At 33.6% G+C, this 23,853-nt stretch carries 18 protein-coding genes and 2 pseudogenes; 15 read left to right on the top strand and 5 right to left on the bottom strand.

The window, feature by feature from the left end:
- Positions 1–298: 298 nt before the first annotated feature.
- Positions 299–651, bottom strand: a pseudogene (locus tag COD11_RS17165) (YnfA family protein).
- A 543-nt stretch (positions 652–1,194) separates the two neighbouring features.
- On the opposite strand from COD11_RS17165, the gene COD11_RS17160 reads away from it, so the two are divergent.
- The 7 genes from COD11_RS17160 (at position 1,195) to COD11_RS17135 (ending at position 8,241) form a co-directional block, all read left to right on the top strand.
- The gene (locus tag COD11_RS17160) at positions 1,195–2,046 is read left to right on the top strand and encodes a TnsA endonuclease C-terminal domain-containing protein (RefSeq protein WP_098798130.1); all 852 of its coding nucleotides are present in this window, start codon (positions 1,195–1,197) and stop codon (positions 2,044–2,046) included.
- Positions 2,037–3,770: a Mu transposase C-terminal domain-containing protein gene (locus tag COD11_RS17155; protein WP_218012743.1), complete on the top strand. Its 1,734-nt coding sequence runs from the start codon at positions 2,037–2,039 to the stop codon at positions 3,768–3,770. The genes COD11_RS17160 and COD11_RS17155 overlap by 10 nt, the downstream gene beginning before the upstream one ends.
- Positions 3,767–4,195, top strand: a complete 429-nt coding sequence (locus COD11_RS27265) for a hypothetical protein (RefSeq protein WP_218012742.1) — start codon at positions 3,767–3,769, stop codon at positions 4,193–4,195. The genes COD11_RS17155 and COD11_RS27265 overlap by 4 nt, the downstream gene beginning before the upstream one ends.
- Positions 4,188–5,585 carry an ATP-binding protein gene (locus COD11_RS17150; protein ID WP_098798129.1) on the top strand — a complete coding sequence of 466 codons (1,398 nt, stop codon included), beginning with the start codon at positions 4,188–4,190 and terminating at the stop codon, positions 5,583–5,585. Before COD11_RS27265 ends, COD11_RS17150 begins: the two co-directional genes overlap by 8 nt.
- A gap of 418 nt (positions 5,586–6,003) precedes the next feature.
- On the top strand, positions 6,004–6,324 hold the full coding sequence (locus tag COD11_RS17145; RefSeq protein ID WP_098798128.1) for a helix-turn-helix domain-containing protein: 321 nt from the start codon (positions 6,004–6,006) through the stop codon (positions 6,322–6,324).
- A 260-nt stretch (positions 6,325–6,584) separates the two neighbouring features.
- Positions 6,585–7,598 carry a DUF3231 family protein gene (locus tag COD11_RS17140; protein WP_098798127.1) on the top strand — a complete coding sequence of 338 codons (1,014 nt, stop codon included), beginning with the start codon at positions 6,585–6,587 and terminating at the stop codon, positions 7,596–7,598.
- A gap of 91 nt (positions 7,599–7,689) precedes the next feature.
- Entirely contained in the window at positions 7,690–8,241 is a 552-nt protein-coding gene (locus COD11_RS17135) for a CBO0543 family protein (protein ID WP_098798126.1), read from the top strand.
- Between the two features lie 165 nt (positions 8,242–8,406).
- Here the strand turns inward: COD11_RS17135 and COD11_RS17130 are convergent, their stop codons facing one another.
- A complete protein-coding gene (locus COD11_RS17130; protein ID WP_098798125.1) occupies positions 8,407–9,813 on the bottom strand; it encodes a PAS domain S-box protein in 1,407 nt (468 codons plus the stop codon).
- A gap of 158 nt (positions 9,814–9,971) precedes the next feature.
- Between COD11_RS17130 and COD11_RS17125 the strand changes: the two genes are divergently transcribed.
- A complete protein-coding gene (locus COD11_RS17125; protein ID WP_098798124.1) occupies positions 9,972–11,588 on the top strand; it encodes a UvrD-helicase domain-containing protein in 1,617 nt (538 codons plus the stop codon).
- 194 nt (positions 11,589–11,782) lie between these two features.
- On the opposite strand, the pseudogene COD11_RS17120 reads toward COD11_RS17125, so the two are convergent.
- Positions 11,783–12,013 (bottom strand): annotated as a pseudogene (locus tag COD11_RS17120) (SRPBCC domain-containing protein); the annotation flags it as partial.
- A gap of 320 nt (positions 12,014–12,333) precedes the next feature.
- On the opposite strand from COD11_RS17120, the gene COD11_RS17115 reads away from it, so the two are divergent.
- The 7 genes from COD11_RS17115 to COD11_RS17085 all read left to right on the top strand — a co-directional run bounded on the left by COD11_RS17115 (position 12,334) and on the right by COD11_RS17085 (position 22,210).
- The gene (locus COD11_RS17115) at positions 12,334–13,185 is read left to right on the top strand and encodes a TnsA endonuclease C-terminal domain-containing protein (protein WP_098798123.1); all 852 of its coding nucleotides are present in this window, start codon (positions 12,334–12,336) and stop codon (positions 13,183–13,185) included.
- The gene (locus COD11_RS17110; protein ID WP_098798122.1) at positions 13,176–15,335 is read left to right on the top strand and encodes a Mu transposase C-terminal domain-containing protein; all 2,160 of its coding nucleotides are present in this window, start codon (positions 13,176–13,178) and stop codon (positions 15,333–15,335) included. The genes COD11_RS17115 and COD11_RS17110 overlap by 10 nt, the downstream gene beginning before the upstream one ends.
- The gene (locus tag COD11_RS17105; protein ID WP_098798121.1) at positions 15,328–16,980 is read left to right on the top strand and encodes an ATP-binding protein; all 1,653 of its coding nucleotides are present in this window, start codon (positions 15,328–15,330) and stop codon (positions 16,978–16,980) included. The genes COD11_RS17110 and COD11_RS17105 overlap by 8 nt, the downstream gene beginning before the upstream one ends.
- A 6-nt stretch (positions 16,981–16,986) precedes the next feature.
- Entirely contained in the window at positions 16,987–18,894 is a 1,908-nt protein-coding gene (locus COD11_RS17100) for a TnsD family Tn7-like transposition protein (RefSeq protein ID WP_098798120.1), read from the top strand.
- 171 nt (positions 18,895–19,065) lie between these two features.
- The gene (locus COD11_RS17095; protein ID WP_251398931.1) at positions 19,066–19,779 is read left to right on the top strand and encodes a type II toxin-antitoxin system PemK/MazF family toxin; all 714 of its coding nucleotides are present in this window, start codon (positions 19,066–19,068) and stop codon (positions 19,777–19,779) included.
- Positions 19,780–19,997: 218 nt separating this feature from the next.
- Entirely contained in the window at positions 19,998–21,191 is a 1,194-nt protein-coding gene (locus COD11_RS17090; protein ID WP_251398934.1) for a hypothetical protein, read from the top strand.
- Complete coding sequence (locus tag COD11_RS17085; RefSeq protein WP_098798119.1) at positions 21,188–22,210, top strand: hypothetical protein; 1,023 nt, start codon at positions 21,188–21,190, stop codon at positions 22,208–22,210. The genes COD11_RS17090 and COD11_RS17085 overlap by 4 nt, the downstream gene beginning before the upstream one ends.
- 212 nt (positions 22,211–22,422) lie before the next feature.
- Here COD11_RS17085 and COD11_RS17080 read toward each other — a convergent pair whose 3' ends face one another.
- Together COD11_RS17080 and COD11_RS17075 are read right to left on the bottom strand one after the other, a co-directional pair.
- Positions 22,423–23,172 (bottom strand): helix-turn-helix domain-containing protein, encoded by a 750-nt coding sequence (locus COD11_RS17080; protein ID WP_098798118.1) that lies wholly within the window; start codon positions 23,170–23,172, stop codon positions 22,423–22,425.
- A 13-nt stretch (positions 23,173–23,185) separates the two neighbouring features.
- Positions 23,186–23,734 carry a GNAT family N-acetyltransferase gene (locus tag COD11_RS17075; RefSeq protein ID WP_098798117.1) on the bottom strand — a complete coding sequence of 183 codons (549 nt, stop codon included), beginning with the start codon at positions 23,732–23,734 and terminating at the stop codon, positions 23,186–23,188.
- Between the last annotated feature and the right edge of the window lie 119 nt (positions 23,735–23,853).

Raw genomic sequence — 23,853 nt, 5'->3', positions numbered from 1 at the left:
GTAACAAGCCCCAAGCAAGGTCCTCGCCCTTAAAAATAAATATATATAAATAATTAGATATAGGTCACGAGGTAAGTATGGGGATAGTGGTGGTAAGACAAAACCGTAAGGTATAGTAGAGTGCTTCATCTTCCAAGGGAAGTCCACGTCCATGAAGGTATACCATGCTTCAGACTTAAGCACTCGCCATAAAGAAATAATTAAAAATAAAAATAAATAATTATGTATGGGTAACGTGGAAAGTATGGGATTGACGGTGGTATATGAGAAACCGTAAGGTGCTAGGTATGATGCAGATTTATGAAAGGTATCTTCGATACCCCATATATTGGTGAGGTACGAATATCATTACTGAAACACCCACTAAACAGATACCAGCACCTATCCAATCGTATAAATCAGGTGTTTGTTTATCAATACCCCATCCCCAGAATACAGAAAGAACAATAAATACTCCTCCATAGGCAGCATATACTCTGCCGAATAATGGAAATGTTTGAAATGTGGCAATAACACCATATAACGCCAAGGCTACTCCTCCGAGATCCCCCAATAAAATGGCTTACCTTCTCTTAACCATAGCCAAATAAGATAACCTCCACCAATCTCTGCAAATCCAGCAAATATAAATAATACAATTGCATAAATCATTTAATGCTCACCCTTGATAACTTAATTAACATGGTAATTATACTGTATCCCAAAAGTAGTAAAGAACTGCACTACCATAGAATCACCAGAAGGCAAGAATCGGTTGTGGTAAAGGTGTCACCGTAAGGTGCCATCATGAGGTTTAGGTCACTCCCTTTGTTTGGCGATCTCTCCTTTATGTTTCAGCAAACTTTATTATTATCTCTTTACTTTTTTTGGTTATTTTCGGCCGAAAACAGGCAAATCTTTGTGCAGACTTTATTCTCATGGAATAACTTGGATAATGGCTGTGAGGTTAGATGTGGCAAGGGGTGAATGTGTTTTCTAGTTTCTGCAAACTTTTTTCTAAATTAACATAGTTACAAAATCTTATTTGCAATAAATAACTTAGGAAAGAAAAGAATAAGAATAATGTTCGCTTAAAATCATAAAAAAGATTGCTCAAGATATTGCATGTACCAAACCGGCCCGTTAGAATCGAGTTACTTAATTTACTAGGAATATAGTATCCTAGAATATTCATGATTGTAGAGGAAGTAGATTATGTCTAAACGTAACCATTCTTGGAATGAGAATAAGTATAACCGTTTTGTTAATGAGGGGCGAGGACAGGGAGTAGGTAAAGAATATAAACCGTGGTTAACTATTCAGGATTTTCCTTCTATGGGGAGAGTATCACGAATACTAGGATGGAAGAGTGGAAGAATACATCACCTATTTTCTGATTTGCAGGCTCGCTATTTTTATATGTTGGAATGGGAAGATACAGTTACGGACATACGGGAGCATTTCCCCCTATTGGACCTTGAGGATACTGTACAACAAAAAAAGGACTTAGATTTTAAACTATTTACAGATAAAGAAAGTGGATATGCGTATACTTTAAGCACCAATTTTTTAATCACGATAAAGAAAGCAAATGGTGATAATTTGTATTTGGCAAGAAGTATAAAAATGGCTTCCGAACTTGAGAAGAAAAAGACTTTGGAAAGATTGGAGATTGAGCGCCGATATTGGAAGGGAAAAGGTATTGACTGGGGAATCGTTACCCAAAAAGAAATTTCAACTGTTTTTACCAAAAATATTGAATGGGTAAATTCATGTTTATATTCATATGTTGAAAGGGGTTTTACGCAAGATGAACTAATTTACTTAAGTAACTCTTTAATAGAAAGGTTAATAGATACCAAGCAGTCCATTAGAAAGGTTACTGCCGACTTTGACAAAGAATTCAACTATGATTCGGGAACAGGGTTGTTTGTGTTTAAGTTTTTAATTGCTTCAAAACAGATTGGGATAGATATGACAAAGCAAATTGACTTAAATCTTTCCAATTCGACAATTGAAGTAAAACCACGAATTACACATGAGGAGGCAAGGAGAAGATGTTTGTAGTAAATAATCTGATTTCCTATACTTCGTCAGAAAACGAGAAAGTAATAGAAAGGGTATTATGGCTTAATAAAGCACATAATTATGGGTATTTTTTCAATGTTTACTCTACCGCTTTGCCCTATGAAAAGAGTATTTCAGAAGTTGAAGAAGGGCTTATCAATGGTAGTATTGTCCTTGTTGAAAAAGACCCTTTCAGTCGACTAATAAATGAAAACAATATTTCTGAAAAACATTTATCCTTACGTGACAATGCATGGGAAATCATAAAGGATATTGTGAAATTGGAACCATTTGTTTACCACTCAGAAGAAAGAAGAAAATTAATTCTAAAAAGGTGTGAAGCCCACAATATTCATGAAAGCACTGTTATTCGCTATCTAAAGAAGTATTGGCAGCGTGGTAAAACAAAAAATGCCCTTTTACCTGACTATTACTTGTGTGGAGGGAAGGGTAAGGAAAAGAAGGCTAGTGAGGTAAAAAGAGGAAGACCAAGAAAGCATGGACAGATAACAGGCGAAGGAATAAATATAGACGAAAATATCAAAAGAATTTTTAGGTCTGCTATAAACAAACATTATCTCTCCTCTGCCGAAAAATCCTTAGCACTGACCTATGAATTAATATTAAAAGAGCATTTTAGTCTAGATAGTAAAGTGAAAGGAAATGTGGAAATACCCGTAATTAAAACTTATGGAGAATTACCAACACTAAATCAATTTAGATATTGGTTTGAAAAGCAAAGAGACATCAAGAAAGAAATCAGCCAAAGAAAAGGCCGAAAAAAGTATGAGCAAAACCATAGAGCAATTATTGGGGAGTCAACAACAGAAGCATTAGGGCCCGGAGCAATTTATCAGATTGACGCAACTGTTGGAGATTTGTATCTGTTATCAAGGTTTAATCGTGAATGGATAATTGGACGACCTGTAATTTATTCTGTTATGGATGTTTATAGCAGAATGATAGTTGGTCTATATATTGGCTTAGAGGGTCCATCGTGGGCCGGTGCAATGATGGCTTTAGCCAACGCTGCTTCTGATAAAGTTAATTTTTGTCGTGACTTCGGAATTGAGATTGAAAAACATGAATGGCCTGTTGAACATCTTCCTGAATCCATCTTGGCTGATCGAGGAGAATTAGAGGGAAGTAAAGTTGATCCCCTAATTAATAATTTCGGAATAAGAATTCTGAATACGCCTTCTTATAGAGCAGATTTAAAAGGAATAATTGAACAACATTTTCGGGTAACCAATTCAAGAACAAAGGCATTTCTGCCGGGTGCTGTTAAGCCAATTAAAGAACGTGGGGACCGGGATTACCGTTTGGAAGCACAATTGGATATTTACCAGTTTACTCAAGTTATTATCAAATGTGTATTATACCATAATAATCACCACTATCTTACAAACTATCAACGTGAAGAAATGATGGTGGAGGACGGAATAGAGTCCATTCCAATACGGCTTTGGGAATGGGGGATAAACAACAAATCTGGAAAGTTACGTCATGCTTCGGAAGATATTGTTAAACTCAATCTCATGCCTACGGGCAAGGCTACGGTAACTGCAAAGGGAATTGCGTTTAAAGGATTGCTTTATGGTTCAAAACAGTCCCTAAAGGACAGATGGTTTGAACAGGCACGGAACAGGGGCACTTGGAAAATTGATATAAGTTATGATCCAAGAAATATGGACTATATCTATATACGGGATGAAAATGCTTGAGTTTTGATAAATGTTTTTTATTGGAACATCAACAGCGTTATAGAGGCAAGGTAGTTGAAGAAATTGATTACTTGTTAGAATACGAAAAAGTAAAAGAAAAGCAATATAAGGAGAAAACAATACAGGAAAAAGTTGATTTAAACACTGAAATTGAAGAAATTGTAAAGCAGGCTAAACAGGAAACATCTCAAGAACAAACGGATGTAATCAGTAAAAGGAGCAGGATTGGGAATATTCGTCAAAACCGTGCTGTTGAAAAAATGATTCAACGTGAAGAAGAGGCCTTTGAGTTAGATAGAAGTAATATAGAAAACTCTAAAGTTGTTCCTTTTAATCTATCTGAAAGTAAAGAATTTATGGGGGATACAGGGTTTGATTTGTTATTGAGAAAGCAGAAGGAGGCTTTAAATAAGATAGATGAATAGGGTTATTATTCCAAATGGTTGCAATGCTATTGAAGCAGATTATAGTGAACAGGTTATCGAAGAATATAGGAAGAATCCTTTCATTGAAGCACTTCCTTCTATTCTCTCTACAGAAGAAGCCATTGAAAAAATGGCTATATATGCCGAATACAATTCAAAAGAAAGAATGCTAGATAAACAATACCGTATTCATTTAGTACAGAGATTATTTCAATGCTTTCAGCCGTTATGGATACACTTGGATTTGGAAAGCAGAATTTCCAGAGTAATTCGTCAAGGATATTTGGCAAGAAACCCCTTCAGAGCCGGATATGCGCAGAGTTTACAGGAAGGACATCGAAATATCAACGGATTGAACAATGAATTAAGCAACAACAGTGTTTTTAGAACAACTGCAGCAGGATTTACGATAATCGGTGTTAGTGGTATGGGGAAAACAACGGCTATAAATAGAATTTTATCTTTATATCCTCAAGTTATTGTTCATAAAGATTATAACGAAATAAAATTCAGTATGTATCAACTTGTATGGCTTAAACTTGATTGTCCATTTGATTCTTCCTTGAGAGGACTTGCCTTAGAATTTTTCCGTAAGGTAGACGATTTACTGGGGACAGAATATCACAAAAAGTTTGGGCTAGGTAGAAAAACGATAAATGATATGTTGGTGATTATGTCTCAAATAGCAAGAAACACAGGATTGGGTGTTTTAATTATAGACGAGATTCAGCATTTAAGTAAGGCCAAAAGCGGTGGGGATCAAAAAATGCTGAACTTCTTTGTAACGCTAGTTAATACAATTGGAGTTCCAGTTATTTTAGTCGGAACGCCAGCAGGCTTATCTATTTTGCAAAGTGAATTTAGACAGGCCAGACGGGGCAGTGGCCAAGGAGATATGATTTGGGATAGGTTGAAAAACAACCAAAACTGGGATTTATTGATTAATGCACTTTGGGGATATCAATGGACAAAGAAGCAGATTCCTTTAACAGATGATTTTAAAAATATCCTGTATGAAGAAAGCCAAGGTATTATTGATATCGCAGTAAAACTCTACGTAATGGCTCAAATTGAGGCCATTATGACGCAAAGGGAAGAAATAACTCCAGAATCAATTAGTCAGGTGGCTAATAAGCATTTACAACTAGTTAAGCCAATGATTCAGGCTTTGAAATCAGGTAACATAAGTAAGATTGCCAAGTTCGAGGATATCAGTACAGTAGACGTAGACTTTTTAGGGTTTATGGAAAGGGAAAGGGCTACTGTTGATTTACAAATGAAAATGGAGGCCATGAAAAGAACGCAAAGGAAAAAAGAACAAGAAATGAGTATATCCATAAAAGAAAAAGCAATTTTGAAATTGTTGCCAGTATTCATACCATGCATCTGATTGTTCAAGTTGTGTTTTTTCTATATGTTCCTTTTGATTAAAGTCCATTTTCTTCTCCTTACCATGGAATATAGTGTTATTTTTCCTTTTAGGATTAAATTTGATACCTAAAGGAATTATATTTACAGGGTAAAAAGGGATATAAAGATAGAAACAATTAAATATACAGAAAATAAAAGAATTCGAATGGAGCCAATTGCTCATTCGAATTCTTTTTCCCTTTCAAAAAACAATATCTGATCTTAATTATGTATATTCATGCTGTCTTTTCTCTATATAGGAATTCTTTGAAAGGTACTATAACATATTCGACAACATGGGTATAGTTAATACCTCAAATATTAAATCCATAATTATTAGAATCTTTTTGTATAATTATAATGGTATTTTAATTATATAGAAGATTGGTGTTGTAAAGATGATTGGTAAACAGATAAAGAAGTATCGGCTAGCCAAAAATATAACATTGTCTGAATTAGCAGAACAAGCAGGTGTAGCCAAATCATATATCAGTTCCCTTGAAAGGGGTATTCAATTAAATCCCTCAATTCACTTTCTGGCGAAAATATCAAATGTATTGGAGATACCGGTTGAAACATTATTACAACCAGAAGAGTCTCTCACCAATGAAATGGAATTAGAATGGAAGGTACTACTCAGAGATGCAATAAATTCTGGGATGACTAAAGAGCAATTCAGAGAATTTTTGGAGTTTAGAAAGTGGAAAAAAGACCATTAATAGTGGGGAGTTGTTTTCTAGGGGATAAGAGATTAAATGAATTAGACAAAAGATAATGAATATTTTGTTGGGGTAAAGAAAATTATGGCAGAGTAACACAATGATCATTCCGATTGTTTTTGATACTCTGCATTTTTATTTCTGGTTTCTTCTACCTATCTTGTTCCCTGATGTTTAGTATTATCATGTTTTTTTCGGAATAATTCTTGTTCGTTTTAAGATAATATATACGGAGATTTTAGTTATAGGGAGGTATTGAAGTGCAATTTAATGAAAATAACATTAGGCTTACCTCTGCAGAAATGTCCCAACTTTGGGGGGCATATATAAACGATAGTTTGGCTGTATGTGTTTTGAAGTACTTTTTAGAAAAGGTAGAAGATAAAGAAATTCGTCCAATCTTGGAGCAAACATTCGAATTATCTGAATCGCATTTAGAAAAACTAACTTCCATCTTTACAGTTGAGAATTTCCCGATTCCTCAAGGTTTTACTGATGAGGATATAAACATAAATGCCCCAAGACTGTATTCTGATACATACTTTTTAAAATATGTGTATCAAATGAGCCAGTTAGGACTAAATGCGTACAGTATTGCTTTACCGACTGTAACACGTGCTGATATTTTGGCTTATTTTTCTGAATGTCTTACCGAATTTATAGAACTTCACAAAATGACAACAAACTTATTACTGTCAAAAGGTCTTTATATTCGTCCACCTTATATACCTACACCAAAAGAAGTTGATTTTGTTAAAAGCAAAAGTTTTCTTGCCGGATGGTTAGGAGAGAGAAGACCTTTACTTGCATTAGAGATTTCAAACTTATTTAACAATATTCAACGAAATGCTCTGGGTGTTGCAACATTATTAGGATTCAGCCAAGTTGCAAATTCAAAAGAAGTTAGACAATATATGGTACATGGGAAAGAAATTGCTTCCAAACATGTTGAAATCTTTGGGTCGATTTTAAGGGAAGAAGATCTACCAGTTCCCATGACATGGGATAGCGAAGTTACAGATTCTACTGTTTCCCCATTTTCAGATAAACTTATGATGTTCCAAACAACTGCTTTAAATGGAATTGGTATGGGATATTATGGAGCAAGCATAGCGACTAGCCCAAGACATGACTTAGCAACGCATTACGCTCGTCTCTCATTCGAAATTGGGAAATATTCAGAAGAAGGAACAAAGATTATGTTTGAAAATGGTTGGTTTGAACAACCCCCACAGGCGATTGATCGGGATGAATTGGCAAAGAGAAAAAGTTAAAAACACTTCTAATCTTTGGGCACCGATACTTAAGGTGCCCTCTTTTGGGATAGTGGTAAGTATATTTATGATTTAAAGAGAGAGTGAAATAATGAAGGATTCAGTAAGATTTAGTGAACTTGAAAAGGCGCAAAAAACACTTAGCCATTTGAGGTTGGACTATTGGAGGGAAGAGGTACTTTATTCTTTTCAATGGTGGTTTCTCCTTATAAGTACTTTCGTAATTGGATACTTATGGTGGAAATTTGTTGATCGTTCAAGGTTAAGAAATATAGTTTTGCATGGATTTCTGACTTTATCTATAGTTATTTTCCTAGACGTTTTAGGTTCAGAGTTGCACCTTTGGGATTATCCAAAAATGGTTTTACCTTGGGGTTCAAGAATAATTTGTATAGATATTATAATTTCCTTGGTATTCATGATGTTATATCAACGTTTTAGAGTATGGAAAACGTATATTTTAATTTCTTTACTAATGGCTTTAACTTTTGCTTTTATACTTGAGCCGCTTGCAATTTTTATGAATATTTATAAACCATATGCTTGGAAATCAGTTTATTCTTTTCCAATTTATTTTTTATTATCAGTGTTCATAAAGTGGCTTGTAGACACGATACATAGAATAGAAACAAGGGAAAAATAGCACGATTCATCTACCATTTACCTAACTTAAGAAAATAAATATGAGTGAACTTAAAAATAACCGTGCGTAGATATCAAAATATGCCACTACTGCACGGTTATTGTTTGAGTAAGAAACATTTCATTTATTAAATTTTAAAAAAGGAAAACAGTAATCAAAACATTTTTATTTATTAAGAGGAAGGATAATACCAATAGTCGTTCCATTAGGAGAACTTGATATTTGTAACTTTCCATTATGGTTTTCAATGATATTATTGCATATCATCATTCCCAAGCCCGTTCCCTTTTCCTTAGTGGTAAAGAAAGGCTCCCAAATCCTTTTCAGAATTTCTGCTGGTATACCACTCCCTCGGTCAATTATGTGAATTAATATACTATCGTTGTCTCTTTTGAAAACCTTAATATAAATAGGTCCACCATTAGGCATTGCTTCAATAGAATTTTTGATAAAGTTAATGAAGACCTGCTTTAATTGATTTTCGTCACAACTGATCATACACGTATCCGTATTAATCTCTTTTTTTATTTCGATATTATGTAAGATGGCTTGGGTACTCATCAGAGAGATAACCTGTTCTATGATACTTTCAAGATTAATAAATTTATGTTTAGTGTTCTGTGGTTTAGATAGCAGGAGTAATTCAGTTAAAACTAATTCTATACGGTTAACCTCCGACAAAAGAACATCGAAGTACATTTTACTCCCAATCGATTCCCTATCCATTATTTGAAGAAACCCTTTTATTGCTGTTAAAGGATTTCTAACCTCGTGCGCAATTCCTGCAGCCAATTGTCCTGCTACATTTAACTTTTCAGAATTTAAAAGGAACTGTTCTGTTTTCTTTTTTTCACTAATATCCTTCATGATGACATGCATATCATTTTTCTCACCGTTATAAACCGGGAATGCTGTAAACTCTACATTAATAAATTTGCCGTCAACTCTACCGAAAATTTCTTCTATACGATAAATGGTCTCTCCCGCTTCTACTCTATTAATATAGTTCACGGAAATGTTACGTTTATCTGGATGAATAAAATCAATAACTGATTTACCTATTATTTCTTCCTTCTCTGAAATATTCAAAAATTTTAACCCTGTTTCGTTTATGTATTGTATCTTCCTGTTGCTTATAATAATCATGGCCTCTGATGACCGTTCAATAAAGTTAAAGTATCTTTCCTCTACTTTCTTTAGTTCTGTTATATTCTGCACTTGAATGATCAAGTACAAGGGATTTCCTTCATTACTTTGAACTAATGAGATGCTTAATAAAGTCCAAATCCCATAATTATGCTTATGTAAAAGCCTTGTTTCTATTTGATGAGAAGATATCTTTCCCAATAAGAGTTGAGATATATAATCATCAAGTTTTACAAAATCCTCCGAAAACGTAATGTCCCGTAAAGTTAAGGAGATTAATTCATTTTCGGTAAATCCTAATATGTGACTTAAAGACGGGTTTACCTTTAAGATTCGTCCGATTGGATCAACTACCGCAGTGCCTATCATTGAAAAATTAAAAGCATGTGTGAAAATTGATCCATGTTTAAGTTCATTTTCTTGCATAATTTTACCCCCATTTAAATATTATTTTTAACAAAAAACAAACTATAGGCTTCTTTTTTGTTAATTCAAGTTTATTCCTCTTTTTCCAACTTTCAAGGATTTCTAGCCTTCATTGAATTAGTCCTTTATTGTTGGAATCTTTATTATGGGGGAAGAAAATGAAGAGAAAACTAAATAATTCGTTGATAATTGCTGCTGCTGGATCAGGTAAAACCACAGAGTTAGTAAAGCAAATAATTCAAAAGGCAAATGAATTACCGAATGATAAGTATTTGGCAGTTATAACCTATACGAATTCTGCCACAAATGAGATTTTAGAGAGGTTACAAAAAAAGGTATCAATTCAACCAAATATTTTTGTAGGAACAATACATAGTTTCCTTATTAAGTTCCTAATAAAACCCTATGGGAAGGTTTTAAGACTAGTTCCAAATGAACTGATTATTACAGATTATGAAATTAAGGTTAATAACTCTTCAAAAAATCCATTTGTCGAGAAAAATATGATAGTTAATCGACTTTCTGAGAAAGGAGTTCTGACCTACGATTATATAGTTACTCTTTCGAAAAAAATACTGGAGAATGAGGAAGTAAAAAAGCGTTTTTGCAACAGAATAAGGTATCTATTTGTAGATGAGTTTCAGGACTCTACAAATACCCAGTTTGAAATTTTTGATACCTTAAGAAAGGGGAAGAATTCTGAAGTCATACTAGTTGGTGACCCAGAACAACGCATAATGAATTTTAGGAACAAGCCCCGAAAAAGGAAAGGCTCCACAGGGGCTAAGAAAGTTCCTTTGCACCCAATAGATGCATTGCAAAATAAAAAAGTTTATTCCATTAGTAAGTTAAATTGCAATTACAGATCGAGCGAAACAATTGTGAATTTTATTAATCATTTTCATTCCAGTATTCAACAAGAATGGGCAAATAAAGAGATTACCTCTAAGAATCCAGTCATGTTCATTCCATCAACTAAATTAAAGACGATTATATCTGATTTTAACAATTTATGCGTAAATAAAAGTTATTGTAAAGTGGTTCCTAAAACAAGATTTTTTTTAGCGCATGAAAATAAAGTTTACAAAAATTATAGAAAAGTAGACTTCAGCCACAAATCGAAAGAAAATTTGCCGTTGTTCACATGTGTTTTTGAGTTTTTGTCGGCTTTTTATAATATAAAAAAGGATCAGTTACCTCAAACGTTAGAATTGGAAGAAATTGAACTAAGGAAGAAATGTCTTTTATTGTTTTATGAGATTAATTACAATATAAACTTCGATTTGGAAGATTTTGCAGACTTTGTAGAGTCTACATTTAATCGCAAGAGGCAAGAAACAGACGAGGAAGTTAAGTTCAATATAAAAGATAGAACAAAAAGATTAGTAGACGAACTCTCAAATAGGACGATTCCCGATAATGAGGATTTGTCTAAAGAATTAGAGGAATACCACGATTCTTTTCTTACAATCCATAAATCAAAAGGTCTACAGGCCGATGCAGCACTAGTTATCGCAAAAAATGAAAAGGAACTATTAATGTGGCTGGAAGATGACAAGGAGAAAAGGCTTCTCGATCAACAGGATAAATGCAGATTGGGATATGTAGCATTCAGTAGACCGAAAGAGTTTCTTTGTATTGCGTGTCTTACCCTTATTAGCGAATCAACACAGAAATTGCTAATAAATTTAATGTTAACCATTATTCACCATCAGAAGAACAAGTCCAAAATACACTTCAGACATTATAATCTGTATACAGACTCTTGCCACTAGTAAGGACTAAATCAAAACGCTTAGATAAATTTAGTAAACTAAGCGTTTTTTTATGGTAAAAAGGTTTAGCGATAATCATAAAAATAAAAATGGTAGTATCGTGGTTATTGAATTATCATAACCACAGATACTCGCCACTAATTTATTTTGGTGACTTATAAAAGTGATAATTAGAGTATCTCTTCATTGCTTTTTTAAATGGTTGTTTGCTCTGAATATTTTTTGAAATTATCTAGAATCGCCTGCCATCCTTGTTGTTGTAACTCAATTGGATTCGTAGTTTCAGCATCAAAAGTTTCAATTACTTGGGTTTCGTTTTCATGACCTTTAAAAGTGATTATAACTTTTCTTCCATCACCCAGTGTATAAGCAATAACCTCGTGTAATTTTACTTCATCATATATTCCACCAAAATCGAAACCAAAAATTGTTTATGAAGTATATTATAAGTTGTCAAATAAAATAAAGTTTGAACAAAGCCTCGTGAATTTTTCTACTGAATTATTCACGGGGTTTTTCTATGCTTATTTACCATTTGTCTAATTGCATCTACCAATATTTCAACAAATGAGACACATTTATTTGGTGTTTGTAAACTTATTATTCAATTAACTGTTTAAACAAATTAGAGAATAATGTTCTCCTAAATTCATAAAAAAGATTGCTTAGGATATTGAATGAGTCTAACCGGCCCGTTAGAATCGAGTTACTAAAATTCACCTTATTGTAGTAGAGGAAGTGGAAAATGACTAAACGTAATCAATCTTGGAATGAGAATAAATATAATCGGTTTATTAAAGAAGGACGGGGACAGGGAGCAGGTAAGGAATATAAGCCATGGTTGACTATTCAGGATTTTCCTTCTATGGGGAGAGTATCAAGAATACTAGGGTGGAAGAGTGGTAGAGTACATCATTTATTTTCAGATTTGCAGACTCGCTACTTTTATATGCTGGAGTGGGAAGATGCAGTTGTTGACATTCGAGAACATTATCCCTTGATGCACCTTGAAGATACTATTCAACATAAATCAGATTTGAATTTCAAACTATTTACAGATAAAGATAGTGGATATCCATATACACTAAGCACTAATTTCCTAATAACGATAAACAGAGCAGACGGAGTTAATTTGCATTTAGCCAGAAGCATAAAAATGGCTTCGGAACTTGAGAAGAAAAAGACATTGGAAAGATTAGAGATTGAACGCCGATATTGGACGGAAAAAGGAATAGACTGGGGAGTTGTTACTCAAAAAGAAATTTCTAATGTGCTTGCAAAAAACATTGAATGGGTGCATTCCTGCTTATATTCATATGCTGAAAGAGGTTTTACACAGGATGAACTGATTTATTTAGGCAACTCTTTAATAGAAAGATTAGTAGATGCCAAGCATTCAATTAGAAAGATTACTGCTGACTTTGACAAGGAGTTTAATTACGATTCAGGAACAGCATTGTTTGTGTTTAAGTTTTTAATTGCTTCCAAACAGATTGGGATAGATATGACTAACCAAATTGACATAAATCTATCCAATCCAATAATTGAAGTAAAGACACGAGTTACACTTGAGGAGGTAAAAAGAAAATGCTTGTAGTTAATAATCTTATTTCCTTTACTGATTCAGAAAACAAGAAAGTAGTAGAAAGAGTATTATGGCTTAATAAAGCACATGATTATGGGTATTTTTTTAATATTCATACCACCTCTTTGCCCTATGAAAGGAATATTTCAGAAGTGGAAGAAGGGCTTAACAAGGGTAGCATAATTCTTGTTGAAAAGGACCCATTCAGTCGGTTGATAAATGAAAATGATATTCCTGAAAAACATCTGTCCTTACGTGACAGTACTTGGGAAATCATAAAGGATATTGTGAAGTTGGAGCCATTTGTCTACCACTCTGTAGAAAGAAGAAAATTAATTCTAAAAAGGAGTGAAGCCCACAATATTCATGAAAGTACTGTTATCCGCTATTTAAAGAAGTATTGGCAACGAGGTAAGACAAAAAATGCCCTTTTACCTGACTATTATCTATGCGGAGGTAAAGGTAAGGAAAAAAAGGCCAGTGGGGTAAAAAGAGGACGGCCTCGAAAGCATGGACAGGTAACAGGTGAAGGAATAAATATTGATGAAAATATCAAAAAAATGTTTAGGTCTGCTATAAACAAGCATTATTACTCCTCTACCGAAAAATCACTTACTCTTACCTACGAACTAATGTTAAAAGAGTATTTTAGTATGGATAGTAAAGTGAAAGGAAAAGTAGAAATACCCGTAATAAAATCCTATGGAGAGTTACCATCACTAAATCAATTTAGGTATTGGTTTGAAAAGGAAAGAGATATCAAAAAAGAAATTAGCCAAAGAAAAGGTCGGAAAAATTATGAACAAAACCATAGAGCAATTATAGGTGAGTCGACAACAGAATCATTAGGCCCCGGTGCAATTTATCAGATTGACGCAACAATAGGCGATTTGTACTTGTTATCAAGATTTAATCGTGATTGGATAATTGGACGACCTGTAATCTATTCCGTAATGGATGTTTATAGCAGAATGATAGTTGGTCTTTATATTGGTTTAGAGGGTCCATCTTGGGCGGGTGCAATGATGGCTTTGGCTAATGCTGCTTCTGATAAAGTAAGTTTTTGTCGGGACTTCGGAATTGAGATTGAAAAACATGAGTGGCCAGTCGCACATCTTCCAGAATCTATATTGGCTGACCGAGGAGAATTAGAGGGAAGTAAAGTTGAGCCTCTAATTAATAACTTCGGAATAAAAATTTTAAATACACCTTCTTACAGGGCTGACTTAAAGGGAATAATTGAACAACACTTTCGAGTGACCAATACAAGAACGAAGGCTTTTCTACCGGGCTCTGTAAAGCCTGTTAAAGAACGTGGGGATCGTGATTACCGTTTGGAGGCACAGTTGGATATTTACCAGTTTACTCAAGTGATTATCAAATGTGTTTTATATCATAATAATCAGCATTATCTTACAAACTACCAGCGTGAAGAAATGATGGTGGAGGACGGAATAGAGTCTATTCCAATACAACTCTGGGAATGGGGGATAAACAACAAATCTGGAAAGTTACGTCATGTTTCAGAGGATGTTGTAAAACTCAATCTCATGCCAACGGGTAAGGCTACCGTAACTGCAAAGGGGATTGCGTATAAAGGATTACTCTATGGTTCAAAACAGTCTTTAAAGGAAAGATGGTTTGAAAAGGCTCGGAACCGGGGCACTTGGAAAATTGAAATAAGTTATGATCCAAGAAATATGGATTATTTATATTTACGGGATGAAAATGGTTTGAGTTTTGATAAATGCTTTTTATTGGAACATCAGCAACGATATAAGGGCAAGGTAGTTGAAGAAATTAATTACTTGCTAGAATACGAAAAACTGAAAGAAAAGCAGCACAAGGAGAAAGCAATACAGTCAAAAGTTGATTTAAACACTGAAATTGAAGAGATTGTAAAACAGGCTAAAATGGAAACATCTCAAAAACAAACGGATGTAATTAGTAAAAGGGGCAGAATAGGGAGCATTCGGGCAAATCGTGCTGTTGAAAAAATGATACAACGTGATGAAGAGGCCTTTGAATTAAATAAAGTTAATATAGAAAACTCTAAGATTGTTCCTTTTAATCAATCTGAAAGTGATGAATTTATGGGGGATTCAGGGTTTGATTTGTTGTTGAGAAAGCAGAAGGAGGCTTTAAATAAGAAAGATGAATAGAGTTATCATTCCAAATGGTTGTGATGCTTTTGTTGCTGAATACGGGGAACAGGTTATCAAGGAGTATAGTGGGAATCCTTTCATTGAAGCCCTTCCTTCTATACTCTCTACAGAGGAAACCATTGAAAAAATGGCTATATATGCTGAATATAACCCAAAAGAAAGAATGCTAGATAAACAATATCGCATTCATTTGGTTCAAAGATTATTCCAATGCTTTCAGCCGTTATGGATACATTTGGATTTGGAAAGTAGAATCTCTAGGGTAATACGTCAGGGATATTTAGCAAGAAATCCTTTTCAATCCGGGTATGCACAGGGCTTGCAGGAAGGACATCGAAATATCAAAGGATTGCAAAGTGAATTAAGCAATAATAGTGTTTTTAGAACAACTGCAGCAGGTTTTACAATAATCGGTGTAAGTGGCATGGGAAAAACAACTGCTATAAATAGAATTTTATCCTTATACCCTCAAGTGATTGTTCACAAAGACTATAACGGAAAAAATTTCAGTATGTATCAACTTGCATGGCTTAAACTTGATTGTCCATTTGATTCATCCTTGAGAGGACTAGCATTGGAATTTTTCCGTAAGGTAGACGATTTGCTAGGAACAGAGTATCACAAAAAGTTTGGGCTAGGCAGAAAAACTATAAATGATATGTTAGTAATTATGTCTCAAATAGCGAGAAACACAGGGCTGGGTGTTTTAGTTATAGACGAGATTCAGCATTTAAGCAAAGCCAAAAGTGGTGGGGATCAAAAAATGTTGAACTTTTTTGTAACACTAGTTAATACAATTGGAGTTCCAGTTATTTTAGTAGGAACACCCGCTGGATTGTCTATTTTGCAAAGCGAATTTAGACAGGCAAGGCGGGGAAGTGGTCAAGGAGATATGATTTGGGATAGATTGAAAAACAACCAAAACTGGGAGTTATTGATTAATGCGCTTTGGGGTTATCAATGGACAAAGAAGCAGATTCCTTTAACAGATGATTTTAAAAATACCTTGTATGAGGAAAGCCAAGGTATTATTGATATCGCGGTAAAACTTTACGCCATGGGTCAAATTGAGGCCATTATGACAGGTAGGGAAGAAATAATACCAGAAACCATTAGTCAGGTGGCTAATAAGCATTTACAACTTGTTAAACCAATGATTCAGGCTTTGAAGTCGGGCAACATTAGTAAGATTGCAAAGTTTGAGGATATCAGTACAGTGGATGTAGATTTTTTAGGATTTATGGATAGAGAACGGGCATCTATTGATTTGCAAATGAAGATGGAGGCAATAAAAAGAACGCAAAAGAAAAAAGAACAAGAAATGACTATATCTATAAAAGAAAAAGCAATTTTGAAACTTATAGAATTGGATTTTGAACCAAACGAGGTTCAAAAGGCTGTCGAGGAGATTACTGAAAAAGAGGGGAATTTGGATATAAACGAATTGGTTGTGAGAGCAATTCAGGGAATATCTGCTGCATATAAACGAAAGAAAAGGTCAAAGAAGGAAGAATCTTTGGTAGTGAATGATATAAGGAATTTAGTTATTGAGGGACGAAAAGAGAACAAGACAGCGTATGAAATTCTTAGTAATGGTGGCTTTATTAAAAGTCATGAAAACGATTTTTATCGGACAGGGTGATGGGAAATGATGACCTTCTTTCCTGTCCCGTATAAAGACGAACTTTTATACAGTGTTTTGGCGAGATACCACGTACGTAGTGGAAACGTCAGTATCAAAGCAACACAAAAGGATGTATATGGAACGGACAGTATTACAGCAATAATGGACTTGCCTTCTCATATCTATCGTATTATGGAAAACCTTCCTGTCGGGCATCATTATACACCCGAATACCTAATTGCAAATCATACACTGTATCCATTTTATGCTGCTTTCCTGCCTCCTGACTATGCTGCTAAAGTTAAAGAATCTATGATTGGGGATAATGGGGGCAGCATTTATAATAGGATTGGTTTGATGGCAAGTTCAATTAAGTTGAATCAGTTCTTTAAATTTTGCCCCCAATGTATTGAGGAAGAGATGAATAACCTTGGAGAATTGTATTGGCATAGAATCCATCAAATACCGGGAATTCTTGTTTGCCCAGATCATAAGACGCTGCTGTATGATAGCCAAGTCCCTGTTAGGGGTTATAACAAACATGATTATAGATTGGCTGCTACTGAAACTTGCAAAATAATTACTTGGGAATCAAATTACACTGATAAAACCATGGAAAAGTTAATCAATATTACAGAAGATATTAAATTTCTGTTAAGTAATAAGGTGGAAAGTAAGTCGTTGGACTGGTTTAAAGAGCAGTATTTAAGCAGGTTAAAAGAACTTGGTTTTGCAAATGTAAACGGTAGGGTAAGAAAAAAAGAGTTGCTTGAGTCTTTTTTGGATTTTTATGGCCATGGATTACTGGAAAAAATGCAATCAGATATCAATAATAATAACAACTGGCTAAATGATATGCTTCGTAGAAACAATAGGACTACCCATCCCTTAAGACACCTATTATTTATACAGTTCCTCGGAGTTTCCATTTCAGATTTTTTTATTAAAAAAATCGAATATAAACCGTTTGGAGAGAAACCTTGGCCTTGTTTGAATCCTGTTGCTAGTCATAATTTAAACCCTGTTATTAACGACATAGAATTAAAGTATGGTGCGGATAGTAAAAGTCCTATTGGGATATTTAGGTGCGATTGCGGCTTTATTTACCTTAGAACAGGTCCTGATCAAGATGAAAAAGACAGATACAATATAACCAAAATTAAGCAATTTGGTCCTGTATGGGAATCCAAGTTAAAACAACTTACTAGACAAAGATTAAGTTTAAGGGAAACAGCAAGGCAATTGGAGGTAGACCCAGCCACAGTCAAAAAATATGCTAAGAAATTAGGTTTAAAAACATACTGGAAAAATAGAAGTGAAGAAGAGGACAAAAGTATAAATTCCATTAATCTGGATTCTTCTGTTGAGAAGAAAGAAGGATGCAGAAGAGAATGGCTTAATCTAAGAAAACAGTTTCCGCGCAGCAGTAAAACTGAATTACGCCAATTTAACAATAGAGTGTTTACATGGCTGTACCGAAATGATAGAGAATGGTTGAATCGGAACTCTCCTAAATTAAAAACATTAGTTAATGATAATCATAGGGTTGATTGGAAACAACGGGATAAGGAAATTTACAACAATGTAAGAGTTACAGTTAATGATATGTTATCTGTCGGGAAGCCTGTACGTATTACAATAAGTTCAATAGGTAGTAGAATTGGATTTAGACCATTACTGGAAAAACACCTAGATAAACTACCAAAGACAAAAGAATATTTGGAGGAACAAACTGAGAGTATTAAAGATTTTCAAATTAGAAGGTTACAATGGGCAGTACAGGAGTTGCAGGATAATGGACAGGATTTAACATTATGGAGAATATACCGTAAGGCAGGAATTAGGGAAAAGTTCCAGATGGAACTACAGGAAGAAGCATTAAAATTAATTGTTGAGAAGAATAACTGCACGCTTCACAGGTACCATACTTAAGGACACAAATTACAAAATATATACAACAGTGAAAAGCAGGATTTATTTCCTGCTTTTATTTTATTTTTGATGTCCTTTGATTTCGCCAAAACAAGATTTCTACTTTTATATTCACAATTATTACGATAAGATAAGATAGTAAATTATATACAAGATTTGGGAGAGGTTGGATTGCGTACAAAAAAATATAAGACTAAATTGAAATCTTTTAAGGGTATTCCAAATGAAAATATACCTAAAATGCATGAAGATATACAGTTAATAAAAGATAGTAATGAACTTTTATCAGAACTATTTAATGAAATTATGAAGAAAAACCAATATTATGGTATTCGTTGGTTAGTTGGTTTAGAGAGATATGTCAAAGACCAATCAAGAAATTTACCTCATCTCTTTAGGAGAAACTTATCCAGAGGCCATATAGTAGAAGTAGAATTATTTGGACATTTTAATAAGGAATTAACTTTCTTACATCCTGCAGTAGTATTATATGATAATAATAAAGGACAACTTCTTGTAGCACCAATATCTACTGGTAAGTATGGTGATACCGATCCTCTTCATATTGATGTTGATTCGGCAGATGGATTGAATCATGGAAGTGGAATTTGTCTAGAGGCTATTCGTGGAGTAGATAAGAATAGGGTGTTATTTCAACATGAAAAAAATGGGAAAAAGGCTAAGGTAAGACCTGAAGTGCTTGATAAGATTGATTTAACAATTATGGAGCACTTTATGCCTAATATGTTTCATAAATATACAGAAATAGAAAGCAAATTAGCGGAAGAGCAAAAGAAGAATGTTGAGTTATTAGAAGAAATTGAAGATTTGAAAGAGCAATTGAAACAAAGTGCCTTGCAAACAACCGCTGCAACAATTGAATAATAAAATATTGCAAAAAGATGGAATATGTAGTACACTATCAGTATATAATATAGTATGTTGTGCCTTAGCGCACCGCGTAACTGAGCGCATTCAATGTTTGGGAACATTGAGTCATAGCACTCCGCGCAACTGAGCGCACCGTTCCCAAAGAACCCTCTTCATCGTTGGATGAGGAGGGTTTTTTCGTACATAGAAACTTTTAACGTGGGGGTGTTGGAATGGATAGAAAATGGAAGTCTAGGGAAGATATTTTCAATCATCTAGAAGAGTATTCTCAGAGTACTAAAGAACAAATTGATAATTATAAAATGAAAAATACTCTCTTAAAATCATATGTATTTGAAACATTTGATCAGAGCCTATTTGAGTCTTCAAATGTTTTAACTGAACCCATGAATGTTCAGAATTTATTTGGGGATACAAAACATTCCCTTCAACAAATAGATGAAGAACTGTTTATATTGAATGAGAATGATAAATTAATCGGTTTTATAGAGCAAATAAACTCTCGATTCTGTACTTTATATACAACGGAATCCTCAAAGTATTCGGATCATCTTGCGACAACGTATGTAAAAAAATCTTCAATACTAGATTCGTTGTGGATTTCAGGTAAGATGTATGACAACTTTTTAGAAGAAATTACTTCAATTCATCACCCTGAACGTTTTACTAAAATGAAATTTGAGTTCAATGCCATGTTTGAGAAAAACTTTCAGATTCAAGATGAAATCATTGAACACAAAGTTTCCTCAGTATCATTAGTAGAAGAATTAGGTGGTATTGTTGATAAACTTAATGGAGTTAGGAAATACTTTTCCTCTTTTCACTCAGTTGGAAGTTTACGGTTTCCAAGCCATGTTGGAAAAGGTGGTCATGATGTTTACCAAAATGGTAAATTCACAAATCGTTCGGATAGTTTTTCAGACCATAGAATGCAGTTAAAACAAATTGTTGGCATTTATCAAAATATGACAGAGCGTTTGGAACAGAAAACTTGGATAGAAGTAGAGAACATAAAAGGAAAAGATATATCGGTAATCAATTCATTTAAAGCGAGTCCTGTTACAATTAGGTTTAATAAACCGTTAAGCAGTTTCGTTTTTAATAACTTTATTGAATATACCTTTCCCAAAGGAAGAGAGCCATTTAAAATTTATGGAGAAATTAAAAGGGTAAATGAGGAACGGGTTCACATTTACGGAGTAGACCTTCACTTATGGCAAAATGTTGTTTTAGATTTAAGCACAGAAGAATTTATTTTATTTCTTCCAAAAGGTACTTGCGGGAACACAATACATCGACTTGTAACAAATATTCAGAGATTTTTAGACCCACAAATTGATGTGTTTATTGGAGATTATCCTTATGAGGGTATATTAAACCAAGTAATAGGCGGTGAAGATTATTGAATTTAGATTTGAATCCGTTATTTCAACTTAATTTATTGATTCATTTATGCCTTCCCTACCCTAAAGGTTCTAATTTTTATCCATATTTCAACAGAAAGGGTTACACATTAAAACAAATTGAAAAGCCTATTTCACTAGAGCCAAGTAGTATAAAAATTCTTAAAGAGTTATTTGAACCCAAAAAAGCAGTAACACCAGAAGTGGTTTTATATAAAGACAGTAATAATGAATATTTATTGATTGAATGTAAGGTTCAGAATTTTGATGTTGATTGGACCCATCATGGGACAAGGCAGGCTGCTGGTTACTTAAGTCTCACATCTGAACGTTTAAAAGATTTTTTGGGGTTAGAAAGTAAATCAAAAATAAATGCAAAAATCATGTACGGTGTTAGTCAACAAAATCAAAAAAAATTAACCACTACATTGGATTCCATAAGTAATATTATTAAGGATAAATTAGGACAGGTTATGCAGCATGATGTATTTGGGATAGAAGTTAAAACTGATGGATTATATCTTTCAGTACTTGAGGGCGAAAAACTGGATAGTTACAAAGTAATAAATGAAAAAGCCTTATTGAATAAGAGTTTAATATATATTGTTCCTGTTGATATCAATGGCCAATTAGAGAAAGAAAATGAAGACATTTTACAAACACAAGTAAGAAATTCATTAAGGAGTATAATTGGCAAGAATATTGGATCACAACCATTTTCATTTAATAGCACAAGCATTTGTGAAAAAATAAACCCTGTTTGGGGTCAATTGCCTGCTCCATTTAAAAATAAGATGAAGCGTTGGGTTCATAATAATACTAAAGAAGTTATCGAGCAAATCGTTCAAATGGGTGTAAGCATTACAATACACGAACAGAATTACTCATTTGGTTCTGTTGACGATAAAAAGGTAAAAAGTGTAAGGAGATATCTGCTTTCAGATAGATTTATTGAAACTGGAGGTCATATATTTGAAAATTCAGAGCAAATGACAATCGATGAATTTTTAGATGTTGTTTAGGTTATATAAGATATCCACTAAATATAATTAATCATAATAATATATTTTTCTTGAAATATAGATAAAATGAAATCCGTGAAATATATTTCATTAAGGATAATTTTAAACTCCTATATTTGAAGTTGTTTCATATAAATAAAAGAGCACATCCCTTGAATTTAGGATATGCTCTTTTCACATTGATAAATAATAATTGAGTGTCATTTCAAGATCTAATATGTACTTTCTTCTAGCCTTTTTAGTGCCTTCTCGTATGCAGCGTTTCTTTCTCTTTCCTCCCAATCAAGTCTTTGTAAGATTCGTTGCCAATAAATATTTCCATCATCTGCGTATGATTTAGCAGTCTCTCTCCATAGATATGCTTCAGCCTCTTCAAGAACAATATAGTGCCTACTATAAATTTTAAAATGGGGCATTCCCTCTTCTTTAATTAAACTATAAATCGTAGAAGGGCTTGTTCGAAAATGGTTTGCTGCTTCTTTAATTGTTAAGACAGTTCTCCCATAGTAACTTTCTTTGTCTTTTTTTGCATAGTTTTTTATTTCATTTGAAAAACTGGCTAATTCTTCTCTAATTATCTTTCGTAGTATTTCATCAATCATAGTAGGTTCCTCCTTTTTATGAAGATTATCTATTTCAGATTGAACTGATTTAACATCCCAATTTTTATCTGGATCAGTCCAGCCAAACTTTTTATAACTCTCAATTGTTTCCTTAATTTCATTTTCATCTAGTATTATCCGAGATTTAACTTTTCGATGTGGCATTGCTCTTGATAGTGTCAATTGTCGAATTACGGAAGAACCAATACCAGTTAACGAGGATACTTCTTTGATAGTTAGATATTTTTTAATTGGATATTTTTCACTCTTGTTTAATTTATTTACTGAAATAGATATTTCATCTTTAACGATGGTTTCCAAAAGGTACTCAAATGAAAAACTACTTAACTTTTCCCCCATTTATAGACCTCCCTTATTTAGAATTTTTCCATTTTAAATCCCCTATTTTTAGGCTGTCTTTACTATTTTCATCCAAGATCACTTCAAAATTGTGCTTCTTATAAAAATGAACTAATCTTTCTAAATGGTCAAAATCAACACTGGATATCCAGCCAGTGATACTATCTATATTCCGTTTTTTTGCAATCTCAATAAGGGTACTAAGTAGTATGCTTCCATAACCGTGGTTAGAAAGATATTCTTCAATTTCAATATCGGCTAAAGAAATATCAGTAAAGTCATCGTTGAAAAATGCTTTTAATACTGGATCAGGGTGGAGAATCCATTTATTAGTTATTACTCTAATTCCAAGAAAGATTATCGTTTCGTCCTCCTTGGGAGTTTCTTCATAAAAGTGCCTATACAGAATTAAATTATGATCTCCTTTTTGGCGTCTTGAAATTATTTCAAAACCTTTATTTAATATACTTTCACTTTGGTATTTAATCTCAAATTCAATATCGTTTTTCCTTTTTAATGGTGATACTTTAGTTCTACTAAAAATTTGATCAAATAAATTCATTAGCAACCTCCTAATTAATTTTTGCGAAAGTACGTTCGTGTTATTTGTATACTATTATATATTTTTTGATCCAATTCAACTATAGAGTTTTACAAATTATTTATATTGGGGGAGTGATC

Source organism: Bacillus sp. AFS040349, assembly GCF_002577655.1.
GTDB lineage: Bacteria > Bacillota > Bacilli > Bacillales > Bacillaceae > Metabacillus.
This window is presented reverse-complemented; position numbering and strand designations above follow the sequence as displayed.

What these genes read in the sequence shown, in the direction of transcription:
- COD11_RS17130 (WP_098798125.1), bottom strand. Translation starts at nt 9,813, where the DNA reads ATGCAAGAAAATGAACTTAAACATGGATCAATTTTCACACATGCTTTT.
- COD11_RS17110 (WP_098798122.1), top strand. Translation starts at nt 13,176, where the DNA reads ATGCTTGTAGTTAATAATCTTATTTCCTTTACTGATTCAGAAAACAAG.
- COD11_RS17115 (WP_098798123.1), top strand. Translation starts at nt 12,334, where the DNA reads ATGACTAAACGTAATCAATCTTGGAATGAGAATAAATATAATCGGTTT.
- COD11_RS17080 (WP_098798118.1), bottom strand. Translation starts at nt 23,172, where the DNA reads ATGGGGGAAAAGTTAAGTAGTTTTTCATTTGAGTACCTTTTGGAAACC.
- COD11_RS17145 (WP_098798128.1), top strand. Translation starts at nt 6,004, where the DNA reads ATGATTGGTAAACAGATAAAGAAGTATCGGCTAGCCAAAAATATAACA.
- COD11_RS17105 (WP_098798121.1), top strand. Translation starts at nt 15,328, where the DNA reads ATGAATAGAGTTATCATTCCAAATGGTTGTGATGCTTTTGTTGCTGAA.
- COD11_RS17125 (WP_098798124.1), top strand. Translation starts at nt 9,972, where the DNA reads ATGAAGAGAAAACTAAATAATTCGTTGATAATTGCTGCTGCTGGATCA.
- COD11_RS17155 (WP_218012743.1), top strand. Translation starts at nt 2,037, where the DNA reads ATGTTTGTAGTAAATAATCTGATTTCCTATACTTCGTCAGAAAACGAG.
- COD11_RS17075 (WP_098798117.1), bottom strand. Translation starts at nt 23,734, where the DNA reads ATGAATTTATTTGATCAAATTTTTAGTAGAACTAAAGTATCACCATTA.
- COD11_RS17135 (WP_098798126.1), top strand. Translation starts at nt 7,690, where the DNA reads ATGAAGGATTCAGTAAGATTTAGTGAACTTGAAAAGGCGCAAAAAACA.
- COD11_RS17150 (WP_098798129.1), top strand. Translation starts at nt 4,188, where the DNA reads ATGAATAGGGTTATTATTCCAAATGGTTGCAATGCTATTGAAGCAGAT.
- COD11_RS17160 (WP_098798130.1), top strand. Translation starts at nt 1,195, where the DNA reads ATGTCTAAACGTAACCATTCTTGGAATGAGAATAAGTATAACCGTTTT.
- COD11_RS17100 (WP_098798120.1), top strand. Translation starts at nt 16,987, where the DNA reads ATGATGACCTTCTTTCCTGTCCCGTATAAAGACGAACTTTTATACAGT.
- COD11_RS17090 (WP_251398934.1), top strand. Translation starts at nt 19,998, where the DNA reads ATGGATAGAAAATGGAAGTCTAGGGAAGATATTTTCAATCATCTAGAA.